General features: G+C 64.4%; 14 protein-coding genes. 7 read left to right on the forward strand and 7 right to left on the reverse strand.

The window, feature by feature from the left end; translation table 11 throughout:
- Complete coding sequence (gene trxB, locus JQ572_RS03525) at nucleotides 1-966, reverse strand: thioredoxin-disulfide reductase (RefSeq protein ID WP_211381572.1); 966 nt, start codon at nucleotides 964-966, stop codon at nucleotides 1-3.
- A gap of 266 nt (nucleotides 967-1,232) precedes the next feature.
- Here trxB and JQ572_RS03530 point away from each other — a divergent pair, with 266 nt between their 5' ends.
- Nucleotides 1,233-1,712 (forward strand): Lrp/AsnC family transcriptional regulator, encoded by a 480-nt coding sequence (locus JQ572_RS03530; protein ID WP_027547667.1) that lies wholly within the window; start codon nucleotides 1,233-1,235, stop codon nucleotides 1,710-1,712.
- A gap of 145 nt (nucleotides 1,713-1,857) precedes the next feature.
- On the opposite strand, the gene greA is transcribed toward JQ572_RS03530, so the two are convergent.
- The 3 genes from greA to JQ572_RS03545 form a co-directional block, all read right to left on the reverse strand.
- Nucleotides 1,858-2,331: a transcription elongation factor GreA gene (greA, locus tag JQ572_RS03535; RefSeq protein WP_027534300.1), complete on the reverse strand. Its 474-nt coding sequence runs from the start codon at nucleotides 2,329-2,331 to the stop codon at nucleotides 1,858-1,860.
- A gap of 279 nt (nucleotides 2,332-2,610) precedes the next feature.
- Nucleotides 2,611-6,075 carry a carbamoyl-phosphate synthase large subunit gene (gene carB / locus JQ572_RS03540; RefSeq protein ID WP_211381573.1) on the reverse strand — a complete coding sequence of 1,155 codons (3,465 nt, stop codon included), beginning with the start codon at nucleotides 6,073-6,075 and terminating at the stop codon, nucleotides 2,611-2,613.
- A 143-nt stretch (nucleotides 6,076-6,218) separates the two neighbouring features.
- Nucleotides 6,219-7,388 carry an MFS transporter gene (locus tag JQ572_RS03545; RefSeq protein WP_211381574.1) on the reverse strand — a complete coding sequence of 390 codons (1,170 nt, stop codon included), beginning with the start codon at nucleotides 7,386-7,388 and terminating at the stop codon, nucleotides 6,219-6,221.
- 112 nt (nucleotides 7,389-7,500) lie between these two features.
- Here JQ572_RS03545 and JQ572_RS03550 point away from each other — a divergent pair, with 112 nt between their 5' ends.
- Nucleotides 7,501-7,872 (forward strand): ArsR/SmtB family transcription factor, encoded by a 372-nt coding sequence (locus tag JQ572_RS03550; RefSeq protein WP_211381575.1) that lies wholly within the window; start codon nucleotides 7,501-7,503, stop codon nucleotides 7,870-7,872.
- A 240-nt stretch (nucleotides 7,873-8,112) separates the two neighbouring features.
- On the opposite strand, the gene JQ572_RS03555 is transcribed toward JQ572_RS03550, so the two are convergent.
- On the reverse strand, nucleotides 8,113-8,814 hold the full coding sequence (locus JQ572_RS03555) for a class I SAM-dependent methyltransferase (protein ID WP_211381576.1): 702 nt from the start codon (nucleotides 8,812-8,814) through the stop codon (nucleotides 8,113-8,115).
- Between the two features lie 115 nt (nucleotides 8,815-8,929).
- On the opposite strand from JQ572_RS03555, the gene JQ572_RS03560 reads away from it, so the two are divergent.
- Nucleotides 8,930-9,454, forward strand: coding sequence for a Dps family protein (locus tag JQ572_RS03560; protein ID WP_211381577.1), 525 nt, complete (start codon nucleotides 8,930-8,932; stop codon nucleotides 9,452-9,454).
- Between the two features lie 75 nt (nucleotides 9,455-9,529).
- On the opposite strand, the gene JQ572_RS03565 is transcribed toward JQ572_RS03560, so the two are convergent.
- Both JQ572_RS03565 and carA read right to left on the reverse strand, forming a co-directional pair.
- Entirely contained in the window at nucleotides 9,530-10,051 is a 522-nt protein-coding gene (locus JQ572_RS03565) for a hypothetical protein (protein ID WP_211381578.1), read from the reverse strand.
- Between the two features lie 151 nt (nucleotides 10,052-10,202).
- Complete coding sequence (carA, locus tag JQ572_RS03570; protein WP_211381579.1) at nucleotides 10,203-11,393, reverse strand: glutamine-hydrolyzing carbamoyl-phosphate synthase small subunit; 1,191 nt, start codon at nucleotides 11,391-11,393, stop codon at nucleotides 10,203-10,205.
- A gap of 147 nt (nucleotides 11,394-11,540) precedes the next feature.
- On the opposite strand from carA, the gene JQ572_RS03575 reads away from it, so the two are divergent.
- The 4 genes from JQ572_RS03575 (at nucleotide 11,541) to JQ572_RS03590 (ending at nucleotide 15,611) form a co-directional block, all read left to right on the forward strand.
- Nucleotides 11,541-12,269: an alpha/beta fold hydrolase gene (locus JQ572_RS03575; RefSeq protein ID WP_211381580.1), complete on the forward strand. Its 729-nt coding sequence runs from the start codon at nucleotides 11,541-11,543 to the stop codon at nucleotides 12,267-12,269.
- Nucleotides 12,270-12,302: 33 nt separating this feature from the next.
- Nucleotides 12,303-12,758, forward strand: a complete 456-nt coding sequence (locus tag JQ572_RS03580) for a GatB/YqeY domain-containing protein (RefSeq protein ID WP_211381581.1) — start codon at nucleotides 12,303-12,305, stop codon at nucleotides 12,756-12,758.
- A 95-nt stretch (nucleotides 12,759-12,853) separates the two neighbouring features.
- Nucleotides 12,854-13,990 carry an epoxide hydrolase family protein gene (locus JQ572_RS03585; protein WP_211381582.1) on the forward strand — a complete coding sequence of 379 codons (1,137 nt, stop codon included), beginning with the start codon at nucleotides 12,854-12,856 and terminating at the stop codon, nucleotides 13,988-13,990.
- Nucleotides 13,991-14,000: 10 nt separating this feature from the next.
- Nucleotides 14,001-15,611, forward strand: a complete 1,611-nt coding sequence (locus JQ572_RS03590) for an acyl-CoA synthetase (RefSeq protein WP_211381583.1) — start codon at nucleotides 14,001-14,003, stop codon at nucleotides 15,609-15,611.
- The last annotated feature ends 7 nt before the right edge of the window (nucleotides 15,612-15,618 follow it).

Here is a 15,618-nt window from a genome sequence, read left to right on the forward strand (position 1 = left end):
TTATTCCGCTGCCGCGCGCTCGCTGGCGCGCAGGGCCAAGAATCGTTCGGCCTCAAGGGCTGCCATGCAGCCGAGGCCGGCGGCCGTCACGGCCTGTCGATAGGTTTCGTCCGCGACGTCGCCGGCGGCGAACAGGCCGGGCACCGAGGTCGCGGTCGAGTTCGGGGCGACCTCGACATAGCCCGAGGGTTTCAGCTTGACCTGTCCGGCCACGAGCTCGGTCGCCGGCGCGTGTCCGATGGCGATGAACACGCCGTCGGTCTTCACGTCCGTAAGCGCGCCGGTCTTGACGTTCTTCAATCGCACATGGGTGACCTTGTTCGGGTTCTCGCTGCCGCAGATCTCGTCGATGGCCGAGTCCCAGACCACCTTGATCTTCGGGTGCTTGAACAGGCGCTCCTGCAGGATGCGTTCGGCGCGGAAATGATCGCGACGATGCACGATGGTGACCTGCGAGGCATGGTTGGTGAGGTACAGGGCTTCCTCGACCGCGGTATTGCCGCCGCCGACCACCACGACTTCCTTGTTGCGGTAGAAGAAGCCGTCACAGGTGGCGCAGGCCGACACGCCGCCGCCCTGGAATTTGCCTTCGGACGGCAACCCGAGCCAGCGCGCCTGGGCGCCGGTGGCGAGGATGACGGTGTCGGCGAGATAGACGTCGCCGCTATCGCAGGTGAGGCGGAACGGCCGCTGCGAGGTGTCGAGCTTGATCACCAGATCGGTCTTGATCTGTGTCCCCACATGCAGCGCCTGCTTCTCCATCTGCTCCATCAGCCAAGGGCCCTGGATCACGTCGGCGAAGCCCGGATAGTTCTCGACGTCGGTGGTGATGGTGAGCTGGCCGCCCGGCTGGATGCCTTGGATCAGGATCGGCTCGAGCATCGCGCGCGCGGCGTAGATCGCTGCCGTGTAGCCGGCGGGGCCGGAGCCAATAATGACGACCTTTGCATGGACAGGGGCGGACATTTCGACGGACGCCTTTCACGGGGGATTGCAGCGCGGGCGCGGAACATGCCGGGAGGCCTCGCGGAGGCGCTGAAATATCAGAGCTAATCTAAGCCTTCTGGTGAGCTATGCAAGAATTGCATTCCCTGTCGGCGGATTTTTCCAACAGGGAACAAAACTCGATTGCACTGCACGCGCAATAAAATTGCGCTGCGCGGTGCGTCTGCGCTATGAGGATTGCGACAAACCCACCAATACCGTCGCAAAGGCCCAGGAGTTCCAATCACGTGTCGCGGAACCTAGACGAGATCGACCTGAAAATTCTCACCGAGATTCAGGCCGACGGTCGAATCACCAATGTCGAGCTGGCCAAGCGCGTCGGTATCTCGCCCCCGCCCTGCCTGCGCCGCGTCCGGGCGCTGGAGGAGGAGGGGTATATCCACGGTTATCGCGGTCTCCTCGACGCGCGAAAGCTCGGCTTCGACGTCACGGTGTTTGCCGCGGTGCATCTCTCCAGCCAGGCCGAGGCGGATTTGCGCGCCTTCGAAGAGTTCGTCCGCGCCGAGCCGCTGGTGCGTGAGTGCTGGATGCTGTCGGGCGAAGTCGATTTCATCCTGAAATGCGTCGCGCCCGACATGGCGACCTTCCAGGATTTCGTCACGCACCTGACCGCCGCGCCCCATGTGCGCAACGTGCGGACCTCGCTGGTGCTGCACAATTCGAAGTACGAGGCGGCGGTGCCGCTGGACGTGAAGGGGAGACGGTAGGGCCTCCTTCGTCATTGCTTCGCTGCGCTCGCAATGACGAGTGGTGAGCGCGCGGGTTCACCTCAGGCTCAGGAACACGCCGAAACAAAAAGGCCGCACATCGCGCGGCCTTTCCAAAACGTCATCACGCGGCAGCGACAAATCCCTACCGCCACTCCACCTTGGTGATCTCGTATGCCTTGGCGCCGCCGGGTGCGTTGACCTCGACGGTCGAGCCCTTCTTCTTGCCGATCAGCGCGCGCGCGAGCGGCGAGGTGATGGAAATGCGGCCCTTCTTGGCGTCGGCCTCGACCTCGCCGACGATCTGCCACACCGCCTTCTTCTCGGTGTCCTCGTCGACCAGCGTCACGGTGGCGCCGAACTTGATGGTGTCGCCGGACAGTTTCGAGATGTCGATGATGTCGGCGCGCGCCAGCTTGTCCTCGAGCTCGGCGATGCGGCCTTCATTGTGGGACTGCTCTTCCTTCGCGGCGTGATACTCCGCGTTCTCCGACAAATCGCCGTGCGAGCGCGCCTCCGCGATGTGCTCGATGATGCGCGGACGGTCCTCGGACTGGCGCTTCTTCAATTCTTCCCCGAGTGCGGCAAAGCCGCCCGCTGTCATCGGAACCTTTTCCATGTCTTCTCTCGTCCTTCGGCCGCGCGCCCAGAAAAACAAAGGGCGCGGCAACCTTGATTCGTCAGTGTTTCCGGGGGCTGAACACGCCGCCGCCGGAATGTTATGTGGGCTTGGCGCCGGAACAGAACAACCGCATGGCCGGACAGTTCCTCCGGCCATTGTGGCTTCATCGCCAGTCACTTAGCAAAAGGCTTCCCCCTCAAGGTGTCCCCCTCGAGGCTTACCCTTCAAGGCTTACCCTTCAAGGCTTACCCTTCAAGGCTTGGCCTTCCGCTCGGATCAGGTTTCCGAAAAGTAGCTCTGAAGAGTCCGAACCTCAAGGTCCCCGCCCAGATAGGCGCGGATGCCCTGCGCGGCCGCCACGGCCCCGGAAAGAGTGGTGTAATACGGCACTTTATGCAAGAGGGCCGCGCGCCGCAGCGAACGGCTGTCGGCGAGCGCCTGCGGGCCTTCGGTGGTGTTGAAGACGAGCTGGACGTCGCCATTGGTGATGGCGTCCACGATGTGCGGCCGGCCCTCCAGCACCTTGTTCACCTTCTCGGTCGGGATGCCCTGGTCGGTCAGGAAGCGCGCCGTGCCCGACGTTGCCAGCACCTTGAAGCCGAGCGAATGCAGCTGGCGGACGGCCTCGGCGATGCGCGTCTTGTCGCTCTCGCGGACCGAGACGAACACCGTGCCCTTGCGCGGCACCCGCGTGCCGCCGCCGAGTTGGCTCTTGGCAAACGCCACTGCGAAGGAGCTGTCGATGCCCATGACCTCGCCGGTCGAGCGCATCTCGGGGCCGAGCACCGTATCGACGCCGGGGAAGCGGGCAAACGGAAACACGGATTCTTTCACGCCGACATGCTTGAAGTCGGGCTTCTTCAATTTGAAGTCGGCGAGCTTTTCGCCGGCCATGATCCGCGCGGCGATCTTCGCAACGGGCGTGCCGACCACCTTGGCAACGAAGGGCACCGTGCGCGAGGCGCGCGGATTGACCTCGAGCACGTAGATCTCGCCGTCCTTGATCGCGTATTGCACGTTCATCAGGCCGACGACGTCGAGGCCGAGCGCGAGCTCGCGGGTCTGCCGCTCCAGCTCCCCGATCATCGCGGCATCGAGCGAGTGCGGCGGCAGCGAGCACGCGCTGTCTCCGGAATGGATGCCGGCTTCCTCGATGTGCTCCATGATGCCGACGATGAAGGTGTCCTTGCCGTCGCAGAGGCAGTCGACGTCGATCTCGGTCGCGTCGGACAGATAGCGGTCGAACAGCAGCGGGTTCTTGCCGAGCACGGTGTTGATCTGCCCGGTCTTGTCGTTCGGGTAGCGCGCCTTGACGTCGGCCGGCACCAGCTCCGGCAGCGTGCCGAGCAAATAGTCGCTGAGCTGGTTCTCTTCGCGGATGATCTGCATCGCGCGGCCGCCGAGCACGTAGGACGGGCGCACCACCAGCGGCAGGCCGAGATCGGTTGCGACCAGGCGCGCCTGCTCGACCGAATAGGCGATGCCGTTCTTCGGCTGCTTCAGCCGCAACTTGTCGAGCACGCGCTTGAAGCGGTCGCGGTCTTCCGCAAGGTCGATGGCGTCGGGGGAGGTGCCGAGGATCGGCACTTCGGCCGCTTCCAGCGCGCGCGCGAGCTTCAGCGGGGTCTGGCCGCCGAACTGCACGATCACGCCGTGCAGCGTGCCGTTGGTGCGCTCCTTGGCGATGATCTCCAGCACGTCCTCGGCGGTGAGCGGCTCGAAATAGAGCCGGTCGGCAGTGTCGTAGTCGGTCGACACCGTCTCCGGGTTGCAGTTGACCATGATGGATTCATAGCCGGCGTCATGCAGCGCGAAGCAGGCGTGACAGCAGCAATAGTCGAACTCGATGCCCTGGCCGATGCGGTTCGGCCCGCCGCCGAGGATGATGACCTTCTTCTTGTCCGACGGCGTGCTCTCGTCCGCGGGCGCACCCGCGAACAGCGCCTCGTAGGTCGAGTACATGTAGGCGGTCGGCGAAGCGAACTCGGCCGCGCAGGTGTCGATGCGCTTGTAGACGGGGCGAACGCCGAGCGCGTGTCGCTTCGCCGTCACCTCGGCCTCCGTCGTCTCCGCGAGCACCGCGAGCCGCGCATCGGAGAAGCCCATGGCCTTGAGCGTGCGCATGCCGAAGGCGTTGCCGGGCAGGCCGCTCTTCCTGACCTTCTCCTCCATGTCGACGATCCCGCGCATCTCGCCGAGGAACCACGGATCGATCTTGCAGGAGTTGAAGATCTCCTCGTTCGACCAGCCGAGCCGCATGGCCTGGGCGACCTGCAGCAGCCGGTTCGGCGTCGGCGTGCCGAGCGCGGCGCGGATCGCGTTCTTGTCGTCGTCGCGGCCGAGCCCTTCGATCTCGATCTCGTCGAGGCCGGTGAGACCGGTCTCGAGCCCGCGTAGCGCCTTCTGGAGGCTTTCCTGGAAGGTGCGGCCGATCGCCATGACTTCGCCGACCGATTTCATCGACGTCGTCAGCGTGGTGGAGGCACCGGGGAATTTCTCGAAGGCGAAACGCGGCACCTTGGTGACGACGTAGTCGATGGTCGGTTCGAACGAGGCCGGCGTCGCGCCTCCGGTGATGTCGTTGGCGATTTCGTCGAGCGTGTAGCCAACCGCGAGCTTGGCGGCGACCTTTGCGATCGGAAACCCGGTGGCCTTCGAGGCCAAGGCGGAGGAGCGCGACACGCGCGGATTCATCTCGATGACGACCATGCGGCCGTCTTCGGGATTCACGCCGAACTGCACGTTGGAGCCGCCGGTCTCGACGCCGATCTCGCGCAGCACCGCCAGCGAGGCGTCGCGCATGATCTGGTATTCCTTGTCGGTCAGCGTCAGCGCCGGCGCCACCGTGATGGAATCGCCGGTGTGCACGCCCATCGGATCGAGGTTCTCGATCGAGCAGACGATGATGCAATTGTCCTTCTTGTCGCGCACCACCTCCATCTCGTACTCTTTCCAGCCGAGCACGGATTCCTCGATCAGCACTTCGTTGGTCGGAGACGCGTCGAGACCGCGCTCGATGATGTCGAGAAACTCTTCCTTGTTGTAGGCGATGCCGCCGCCGGTGCCGCCCATGGTGAAGGAGGGGCGGATGATCGCGGGCAGGCCGATCTCGGACAGTGCCATCAGCGCCTGGCCGAGCGCATATTCCTGATAGCGCTTGCGGCGGTCGCTTTCGCCGAGTGTCCACTGGCGCTCGAGCTCTTCGAGCGCGGCACCCGACGCCTTCGCGCGTTCGGCCTGGTATTTGTCGCGGAACGACTTCTTCAGTTCGGAGGCGTTGGCGAGCCGCGACTTCGGCGTCTCGAGCCCGATCTTGGTCATGGCCTCGCGGAACAGCTGGCGATCCTCGGCCTTGTCGATCGCGTCGGCGGTCGCGCCGATCATCTCGACGTCAAACTTTTCCAGCGTGCCCTGCCGGCGCAGCGACAGCGCGCAGTTCAGCGCGGTCTGTCCGCCCATGGTCGGCAGCAGCGCGAAGCCGCCGGGAATGACGTGGCGCTCTTTCTCGATGATCTTTGCGACGATTTCGGGGGTGATCGGCTCGATATAGGTCGCATCCGCCAATTCCGGGTCGGTCATGATGGTGGCCGGGTTGGAATTGACGAGGACGATGCGATAGCCCTCTTCCTTCAGCGTCTTCACCGCCTGGGTGCCCGAATAGTCGAACTCGCAGGCCTGGCCGATCACGATGGGACCGGCGCCGATGATCAGGATGGTGGTGATGTCTGTACGTTTGGGCATCAACTCTCGCCGAAGTGGAATTTGGGCACAAAAAAAGGGCGCGCTTGCTGCGCGTCCCTTTGGCCGAGAGCGCGGTGGTCTCCCCTGCGCGCGGGTGGGTCTTAGACCAGTTTTCGGGGCGGCGAAACCCCGAAAAACACCCATCAACCGGCAATTTTGACCGGTTTTGGCCGGGCCTGCCAGCCGCGGGCCAGATGCACCAGCAGCGAGGCGGCAACGCTCGTTCCGCCGATCCAGCCGAGGTCGTCGGACGAGAGGGTGGCCAGCACCGCGCCCCCCAGGGCTCCGCCGACGGCGAAGCCGAGATACATCGCGGAGGCGTTGAGCGAGAGCGCGATCATCGAGGCCTGCGGCTCGATCCGGATGATGCTGGCGACCTGGGCCGGATAGAACGCCCATCCCGAGATGCCCCACAGGAAGATCGCGCCCAGCACCGCATAATGCGCCTGTGCAGGCATCAGCTTCAGGACCAGCGAATGCAGGATCAGCGCGCCGGCCATGCCGGCGAGCCCGATGCCTGCGGTGGCGAGCGTGCCGAGCCGGTCGGCAAGGACGCCGCCGAGCATGTTCCCGATTGCGGCGGCGCCGCCGAACACAAGCAGCGCGAGGCTGATCTGCGAGGCATCGAAGCCAAGGCTGCGCAGCGGGATCGCGAAATAGGTGAACACGGTGAAGCCGCCGAGCGCCCATAAAATCGTGATCAGAAGGGCGATCAGGACATTGCTGTGACGCGCAACCGCCAGCCGTTCGCCGAGCGAAGCCGTGTTGCGCGGCAGGCCGCGGGGCAGGCCAAGCAGCAGGCCGGCGAGCGCAACGGCGCCGATCAGGGCGACCATGGCAAAGGTCGCGCGCCAGCCGAGAAGGCTGCCGACGAGGTTGCCGAGGGGAACGCCGATGACGGTCGCAACCGTGAGGCCCGAGGTGACCAGCGCCACCGCACGGCCTCGCCGTTCCGGCGCGGCGACCGCCACGGACACCGCGAGCGCCGTCGGCATGCACAGGCCTGAACCCAGGGCCATCAGCATGCGCGAAGCCAGCAACAGGGCGTAGTTGGAGGCCACCATCGCCGCGAGGTTGCCGGCAATGAACGTGGACAGCGCCAGGGCCAGCACGGTGCGGCGGTCGATATTGTTCAGCGTCACCGCCAGGATCGGCGATCCGACCGCATAGGTCAGGGCGTAGGCGGTGACCAACTGTCCGGCTGCGGGGACGGAAATCGACAGGTCGGTGGCGATCGCCGGTAAAAGCCCTGCAATGACAAAGCCTTCCGTACCGATCGCGAAGGCGGCCAGGGCCAGCCAGAGCACGCTCATTGAATCTATCCTCATGTTCAACGTTTATTGAACTATTGTATGCGAAAGGTCAGGAGTCAATTGGTTCAAGAACTATTGAACATTCCGGCCAGTTCGCTATGATTCTCGGACCATGAGCCGCACACCTCTACACCCCACCCGCGAGCAGATCGAGCTGCCGATGGTTCTGGATTGCCTGAGCGATCCGATCCGATTGGCGATCGTGTACCAGCTCGCCCAGCAGGAACGTGTCAGCAGCGAGCTCTGCTGCGGCGACTTCAGCGGGCTCGCCGGCAAATCGAATCTCGCCTACCACTTCGCCAAGCTGCGCGAATGCGGCCTGATGCTGACGCGCGTCGCGGGGACCAACCGCTTCATGCGGCTGCGCCGGGAGGATCTGGACACGCGTTTTCCCGGTCTGCTCGATGCCGTCATCAACTCGGCGAGCAAGGATGCCGACCGGCTTCAGCTGCTGTCGGAGTGCGAGGTGACTGCCGCGGGTTGAGGCTGGGACGATTGCGCGCCAACGCCCGACTACGCCCGGCGTGCTTCGTCGAGGCAGCCTTCGCCACGATACGGCTCGCCTGGCCGAAGCTGGCGGAGCCAGCGAAGGCTGGAGACCCGGCCTGGATTTGAACCAGGATAAAGAGCGATGCACCGCCCTCGCGTAGACGCTTCCGCCACCGGGCCGCAGCGATCATTACCGATCGGGGGTGCGACAGGCCATCCCAGGCAGTCGTTATGCTTAACGGACCAGAGGCGGCCGCGCGATGAAGGTCATGCGCCAGCGATTGTGGCCGATGTTGCGCTGAGCGCGCTGGACCGCGAAGCCGGCTGCCTTGAGCTTGGCGGTGATCTCCTCCTCGCTGTAGCGCTGCAGTCCGATGCGCGTGCGCAGATGACGGTAATCCGACAGCGCGGTGCTGATCAGCCCGATCAGCGCATCTTTCAAAAAGCCGTGACGCAGGCCGAAGCTGAGCAGAGCCAGGACGTCCCTGAACATGCCGACCTCAGGCTGGAGGATGTCGCCGAGCACCAGCTTGCCGGACGGCGTCAACAATCGCCGGATGTTGAGGAGCGCGGCATCGAGCTCTTCCGGCGCCATGTATTGCGCGACCGAGTTCATCACGACGAGATCGATTGACTGGTCCTGCATCTTGCGGACGTCGTCGAGCGAGCGGACACGAATTTTTGTATTCGGGGCAAACCGCGCAATCAGACGGCCGCGCACGCCGGGCGCAGGCTCGGCGAGGATCAGTTGGCCGCAAGCCGATGCAACCTGGGTCGCCGACAGCGCCTCGCCGCAGGCATAGTCCAGCACGGTCGCCTCGGGCGAGGAGATGTAGGCGATGATGTCCCGCGCAATGATCTGGAAGTGCAGGTCGCGATGCAGCTTGCTGACATAGATCGTATGCGTCGAGTCGTAATAATCGATCCAATCGTCCATGGTATCCGAAGGCCCCCGGCCAGACGGTTCCGGCAGAGGAACCGACGCTGCCCGCATTGCGTTAGGGGTGCGGCAGCGCGCCGTCAATGTCCGCGTCCTAACAGGAAGGTTTCCCGTGAGCAAAGCCCCGACCAAGGTCTCGCCCGATCTCGACACGCCTACCGATCTTGCACCTGATGGGGTCAAGAAGGTCTCGGAGGCGCTCAACGTGCTTCTGGCCGACGCTTTCGCGTTGTATCTGAAGACCAAGAATTTCCACTGGCACATCAGCGGCCGGCATTTCCGCGACTATCATCTGCTGCTCGACGAGCAGTCCGACCAGATCTTCGCCACCACCGATCAGCTGGCCGAGCGCGTCCGCAAGATCGGCGGCACCACGCTGAAGTCGATCGGCCAGGTCGCGAAGCTCCAGACCATCAAGGACAACAACGAGGACTACGTCCCGCCGCGCGAGATGCTGCGCGAGCTGATGCAGGACAACAAGCATGTCGCCGGCGCGATGCGCAAGGCGCATGAGGTCTGCGATGACGCCGGCGACGTCGCAAGCGCCAGCATCCTCGAAAACTTCATCGACGAGACCGAGCGCCGCACCTGGTTCCTGTTCGAAGCCACGCGCCAGGAAGGCGGCAACGAGGCGTAGTCGGACTGCATCAGCATCGTCGTCCCGACCTTCGCCGGGACGACGATGGAGTGTGCAGCTGGCGTTCGCGACTCACTACCGCCACAGGCGCATCATTGCCCCATCCTTGCCCGTGACCGGATCGGCCGGCGGCAGCGCGACCTTCGGGATCGTCTTCAGCGCCTTGGCATGGTTGTCCGGCGTTGCTCGCGTGATCTCCATCTTCGCGCCCGGTGGATAAGCACCGATCACGCAGAAATCGCCGCTCGCCTTGATGCGCTGATGTCCCGTGCCGGCCGGCAGGATCGCGACGTCGCCCGTCTTGATCTCCAGCTCCTGGCCATGATCGCCGCCGAAGCGAACACGGGCGCTGCCACGCGCGACGCCGAGCACCTCATGCACCGTCGCGTGATAGTGCAGATAGTCGAAGACGCCGTTGCGCCACGTGCCGCCCCAGCCGTTCGCTTCGAACAGGCTCTCGATCGTCTCTTCCGGCTGCGTGGAATCGAGCTTCACCGCGCCCTGATAGACCAGGAAGGGGAGAACGTTGTTCGGCACGAGCCCGTCATCCTCGAACACGATGGCGAGTGGCTCGGCATTGTCGCGGACGACGGCCATGGCGGGGCTCCTGCGCGGAATAGTTTGAATCAACGAAGGTCGTCAAGCGACGTTCCTCCGTCGCTCCGGCCTCGCGCTAGGCGCGCGCCAAAATGACAAAGCCCGGGGCGGACCCGGGCTTTTGTCGTGGAAGTGCTCTCGCGAGAGCGCCTTACGCGCTCTTCTTTTGCCGCATCAGATCGGCAAAGCGCTGGAACAGATAGTGCGAGTCGCGCGGACCGGGTGAAGCCTCGGGGTGATACTGCACCGAGAACACCGGTTTTCCGTCGAGCTGGATACCGCAATTGGAGCCGTCGAACAGCGAGATGTGGGTCTGCGTCGCGCCCTTCGGCAGGGTCTTCTCGTCCACGGCAAAGCCGTGGTTCATCGAGGTGATCTCGACCTTGCCGGTGGTCTCGTCCTTGACGGGATGATTGGCGCCGTGGTGGCCCTGATGCATCTTTCTGGTCTTGGCGCCGACGGCGAGGCCCAGCATCTGGTGACCGAGGCAGATGCCGAAGGTCGGCGTGCCCGACTTGATCACGTCCTGGATCACAGGCACGGCGTATTTGCCGGTCGCGGCCGGATCGCCCGGACCGTTGGACAGGAACACGCCGTCCGGCTTCATCGCCAGAATGTCTTCGGACGAGGTCGTCGCCGGCACCACCGTCACCTTGCAGCCGACGCCGGCGAGCAGGCGCAGGATGTTGCGCTTGATGCCGTAGTCGATGGCGACGACGTTGAACTCAGGCTTGTCCTGCCGGCCAAAACCCTTGTCCCAGAGCCACGGTGTCTCGTCCCAGGTGAAGCGCTGGCCGGAGGTGACCATCGGCACGAGGTCCATGCCCTCGAGGCCCGGCCATTCGCGCGCTTCTTCCTTGAGGCCATGCAGGTCGAACTCGCCGTTCCTGGCGTGTGCGATCACGGCGTTGGGCATGCCCTTGCTGCGGATCAGCGCGGTCAGCGCCCTCGTGTCGATGCCGGAGAGGCCGATGATGCCGCGCGCCTTGAGCCAGGCGTCGAGATGCTTGGTGGCGCGGTAGTTGGAGGGATTGGTGATCGCGGTGCGCAGGATCACGCCGCGCGCGCCCGGCGTCGCGGCCATGTTCACCGTCTCGATATCTTCCTCGTTGGTACCGACATTGCCGATATGCGGGAAAGTGAAGGTGATGAGCTGGCCGGCATAGGAGGGATCGGTGAGAATCTCCTCATAACCGGTCATCGCGGTGTTGAAGCAGACCTCACCGACGGCGTGGCCCTCGGCGCCAAGGCCAAAGCCTTCGAGCACCGTGCCGTCGGCAAGCACCAACAGCGCGGTCGGTTTGTGGTCCGGCCAAGCGGGATCGTTGTCATGTTGTGTCATGAGCCCGGTTCATAGTCCCAGCGGACGCCGGCGTCAAAGCGGAGAAGCGCCGATTCACATGCGTTTTTGCATATTTGACAGCTCCCGCCCGGCACTTAAAGCTCTGCAGAATAATTTCCGGCAAATTCCGGGGCTTGAGAGGCAATAATGGATCAGACCACCCCGATCGTGCTGGTTCCGGGGCTTGCCTCCTCGGCCCGGATCTATGCCCCGGTCATCCCGGCGCTCTGGCGTTTTGGCCCCGTGATGGTCGCCAACCATATCCGCGACGACAGCATGGCGGCGATCGCCCGCCGCGTTCTGAGCGAGGCGCCGCCGCGCTTCGCGCTCGCCGGCCATTCCATGGGCGGCTACATCGCGTTCGAGATCATGCGCCAGGCGCCCGAGCGGGTTTTGAGGCTCGCACTGATCAACACCCAGGCCCGGCCCGATACGCCGGAAGCGACCCTGCGCCGCCGCAGCCTGATGGAGCGAGCGAAGCGCGGCGAGTTGCGTGCCGCGCGCGAGGAGATGTTTCCGGAGCTCGTGCATCCCTCCCGCCGCGACGATTCCGGCATTCGCCGGCTCGTGGATGAGCAGGGCGAGGACGTCGGCGTCGAAGGCTATCTCCGCCAGCAGACCGCGATCATCGCGCGGGTGGATTCGCGGCCCACGCTTGCGACGATCACATGCCCGACGCTGGTGCTGACAGGCGATGCGGACAACACCATCTCCAACGCGTTCTCGAAGGAGATGGTAGAGGGCATCGCCGGTGCAAAGCTCGTCATTTTGGAGAATTGCGGGCATCTGCCGCAACCGGAGCAGCCTGAGGCGACAGTGCGGGCGCTGGTCGAATGGCTGGGACCCCCGGTTGTCTCAGGGACGCGAACGGCCTAGATCAGGCGTCGGATATTCGAAGGGATCACGATCATGCTGCGCGACGACATCAACAATGCGGTCAAGGAGGCCATGAAGGCCAAGGACGAGCGCAAGCTGTCCACGCTGCGCATGGTCAATTCGACCATCAAGAACGCCGACATCGAAGCGCGCGGCAGCGGCAAGCCGCCGCTGTCGGATGCGGACCTGCTCGGCGTCTTCCAGAAGATGATCAAGCAGCGCCAGGAATCGGTCGAGCTCTACGACAAGGGCGGCCGCGCCGAGCTCGCCGCGCAGGAGCGCGAGGAGATCGCGGTGATCTCGGCGTATCTGCCGAAGCAGATGGCGGATGACGAGGTGAAGAAGGCGATCTCGGATGCGATCTCGGAGACGGGCGCAGCCGGCATGAAGGACATGGGCAAGGTGATCGCGGTGCTGAGGGCGAAATACGCCGGGCAGATGGATTTCGGCAAAGCATCCGGTCTCGTGAAAGCTGCGTTGACTGGCTGAGCTCGTCCCCGTTCCCCTAGTGGGGGGAAGGGGGCACCTTTGAAGCGGCGCCCGTTCGGTCTACTCTCTCCCGATAGATAAATCGGGAGCAACCGATGACCGTCATCAAGCCGTTCCGCATCGCCGTCAGCGACGACATCCTCACCGACCTCAAGTCACGCCTCGTCCGCACGCGCTGGCCGGAGGCGGAGCTGGTCGACGACTGGAGCCAGGGCGCGCCGCTGACATGGATCCAGGAGATCTGCGGTTACTGGGCTGATGGCTATGACTGGCGCGCGCGAGAGGTAAAGCTCAACCGCTTCGAGCAATTCACGACCGAGATCGACGGGCTCGACATCCACTTCGTGCACGTCCGTTCGAAAGAACCATCAGCGCTGCCGTTGATCATCACCCATGGCTGGCCCGGCTCGATCGTCGAATTCCAGAAAGTGATCGCGCCGCTGGTCGATCCCGCCGCGCATGGCGGCAATCCCGCGGATGCGTTCCACGTGATCTGTCCCTCGCTGCCGGGCTTTGGGTTCTCCGCAAAACCGAAGACCACCGGCTGGGGCGTCGATCGCATCGCCGCGACCTGGGCCAAGCTGATGGATCGCCTCGGCTATGTCAGCTATGGCGCGCAGGGCGGCGACTGGGGTTCGGCGGTGACGACCTCGCTCGGCGCGCAGGACGCCGGGCATTGCGCCGGCATCCACATCACGCTCGCCTTCAACGCGGCGCCGAAGGTCGAGGGCGAGCCGACACCCGAGGAGAAGCGCGCGCTTGCCGGCCTCAAGCATTATGTCGACCTCGATTCCGGCTACTCCAAGCAGCAATCGACGCGCCCGCAGACGCTCGGCTACGCGCTGACGGACTCGCCGAGCGGGCAGGCGGCCTGGATCCTGGAGAAATTCTGGGCCTGGACCGACTGCAATGGCCATCCCGAGAACATTTTCGACAAGGACGAGCTGCTCGACAACGTCATGCTCTATTGGGCGACGCAGACGGCGACCTCTTCCGCACGGCTCTATTGGGAAAGCTTTGGCAAGCGCCGCACCACGCCGAAAGTCACCGTGCCGACCGGGGTTGCCGTGTTCCCCAAGGAGATCATCACGCCGGTACGGCGCTGGATGGAGCCGAACTTTTCCCGTATCACGCATTGGAGCGCGATGGAGAAGGGAGGCCATTTCGCCGCATTCGAGCAGCCGGAGCTGTTCGTGCGCGATGTCCGCAAGTTCTTCGCGACCGTACGATAGGATCTGGTGCATGCTCACCGAAGCCAAGACCTACGACGAGCTCTATCGCAACTTCCGCTGGGACGTTCCGGCGCACTTCAACATGGCGGAAGCCTGCTGCGATCGTCACGCCGAGGGCACGGGCCGGCTCGCGCTGGTCTATGTCGACGAGAGCGGCGCCGCCACGCGCACTTCCTTCGACGAGGTCGCGGAGATGTCGCGCCGCTTCGCCAACGTGCTGAAGGCGGATGGACTTGCCCGCGGCGACCGCGTCGCGGTGTTCCTGTCGCAATCGCTGGAATTGCCGATCGTGCATATCGCGGCGTTTCGTTCGGCGATGATCTCGATTCCTCTGTTCGCGCTGTTCGGCGAGGACGCGCTGGAATTCCGCCTGTCGAATTCGCAGGCCAAGGCGATCGTCACCGACGAGGGCGGCTGGGAGAAGCTCGCCAAGATCCGCGATCGTCTGCCGGATCTGAAGAACGTCTACATCGTCGGCGAGCGCGCGCCTGCGGGCACGAAATCGTTCTGGGATGCGGTGAAGGCCGCATCGCCCGACTTCGCCCTGGTCGACACCTCCGCCGACGATCCCGCGCTGATCATCTACACTTCAGGCACGACCGGCAATCCCAAGGGGGCGCTGCATGCGCACCGCGTCGTGCTCGGTCACCTCCCCAATGTCGAGATGTGCCACAACTTCCTGCCGCGCCCCGGCGATCTGATGTGGACGCCGGCGGACTGGGCCTGGATCGGCGGCCTCGTCAACGGCTTGTTCGCATTCTGGTACCACGGCATTCCGCTGGTCGGTCACCGTGCGCGCAAATTCGAGCCGCAGGCAGCGATGCAGATGATGGCCGATCTCGGCGTGCGCAACGTCTTCCTGCCGCCGACGGCGCTGAAGCTGATGCGGCAGGCCGGCGTGAAGCATTCCGGCGTCAAGCTGCGCAGTATCTTTACCGGCGGTGAATCCCTCGGCGGCGAACTGCTCGGCTGGGTTCGGGAGACCTTCGGCATCGATGCGCATGAAGTGTTCGGTCAGACCGAGTGCAATCTCGTGATCGGCAGCAACTCGAACCTGTTTCCGATCCGTCCCGGCTCGATGGGCAAGGCGACGCCGGGTTTCGACGTCCGCATCGTCAACGACAAGGGCGAGGAGCAGCCACGCGGCCAGCGCGGCATCATCGGCGTGCGCCAGCCGTGCCCGTGCACGATGCTCGAATACTGGCGAAATCCCGAGGCGACGGCGAAGAAATATGCCGGCGAATTCCTGCTCACCGGCGATCTCGGCGTGCAGGATGAAGACGGATATTTCTGGTACGTCAGCCGCGAGGATGATGTCATCACCACCGCCGGCTACCGCGTCGGTCCCTCCGAGATCGAGCACACGCTGATGAAGCATCCCTCGGTGGCGATGGCGGCGGTGGTCGGTATTCCCGATCCGATCCGCACCGAATCGATCAAGGCCTGGATCGTGCTGCGCCCGGGCTTCGCGGCTGGCGACGCACTCGCGCGCGAAATCCAGGAGTTCGTCAAGGTGCAGCTTGCCGCCCACGAATATCCGCGTTTCGTGGCGTTCGCCGAGACGCTGCCGATGACGGCGACCGGCAAGGTGCTGCGGCGCGAGCTGCGGGCGAGGGGTTAGCTTCTGA

Origin of the sequence: Bradyrhizobium sp. SZCCT0153 (genome assembly GCF_018129995.1) — a bacterium.
GTDB lineage: Bacteria > Pseudomonadota > Alphaproteobacteria > Rhizobiales > Xanthobacteraceae > Bradyrhizobium > Bradyrhizobium japonicum_G.

What these genes read in the sequence shown, in the direction of transcription:
- trxB (WP_211381572.1), bottom strand. Translation starts at nt 966, where the DNA reads ATGTCCGCCCCTGTCCATGCAAAGGTCGTCATTATTGGCTCCGGCCCC.
- greA (WP_027534300.1), bottom strand. Translation starts at nt 2,331, where the DNA reads ATGGAAAAGGTTCCGATGACAGCGGGCGGCTTTGCCGCACTCGGGGAA.
- carB (WP_211381573.1), bottom strand. Translation starts at nt 6,075, where the DNA reads ATGCCCAAACGTACAGACATCACCACCATCCTGATCATCGGCGCCGGT.
- JQ572_RS03545 (WP_211381574.1), bottom strand. Translation starts at nt 7,388, where the DNA reads ATGAGCGTGCTCTGGCTGGCCCTGGCCGCCTTCGCGATCGGTACGGAA.
- JQ572_RS03550 (WP_211381575.1), top strand. Translation starts at nt 7,501, where the DNA reads ATGAGCCGCACACCTCTACACCCCACCCGCGAGCAGATCGAGCTGCCG.
- JQ572_RS03555 (WP_211381576.1), bottom strand. Translation starts at nt 8,814, where the DNA reads ATGGACGATTGGATCGATTATTACGACTCGACGCATACGATCTATGTC.
- JQ572_RS03565 (WP_211381578.1), bottom strand. Translation starts at nt 10,051, where the DNA reads ATGGCCGTCGTCCGCGACAATGCCGAGCCACTCGCCATCGTGTTCGAG.
- carA (WP_211381579.1), bottom strand. Translation starts at nt 11,393, where the DNA reads ATGACACAACATGACAACGATCCCGCTTGGCCGGACCACAAACCGACC.
- JQ572_RS03575 (WP_211381580.1), top strand. Translation starts at nt 11,541, where the DNA reads ATGGATCAGACCACCCCGATCGTGCTGGTTCCGGGGCTTGCCTCCTCG.
- JQ572_RS03580 (WP_211381581.1), top strand. Translation starts at nt 12,303, where the DNA reads ATGCTGCGCGACGACATCAACAATGCGGTCAAGGAGGCCATGAAGGCC.
- JQ572_RS03585 (WP_211381582.1), top strand. Translation starts at nt 12,854, where the DNA reads ATGACCGTCATCAAGCCGTTCCGCATCGCCGTCAGCGACGACATCCTC.
- JQ572_RS03590 (WP_211381583.1), top strand. Translation starts at nt 14,001, where the DNA reads ATGCTCACCGAAGCCAAGACCTACGACGAGCTCTATCGCAACTTCCGC.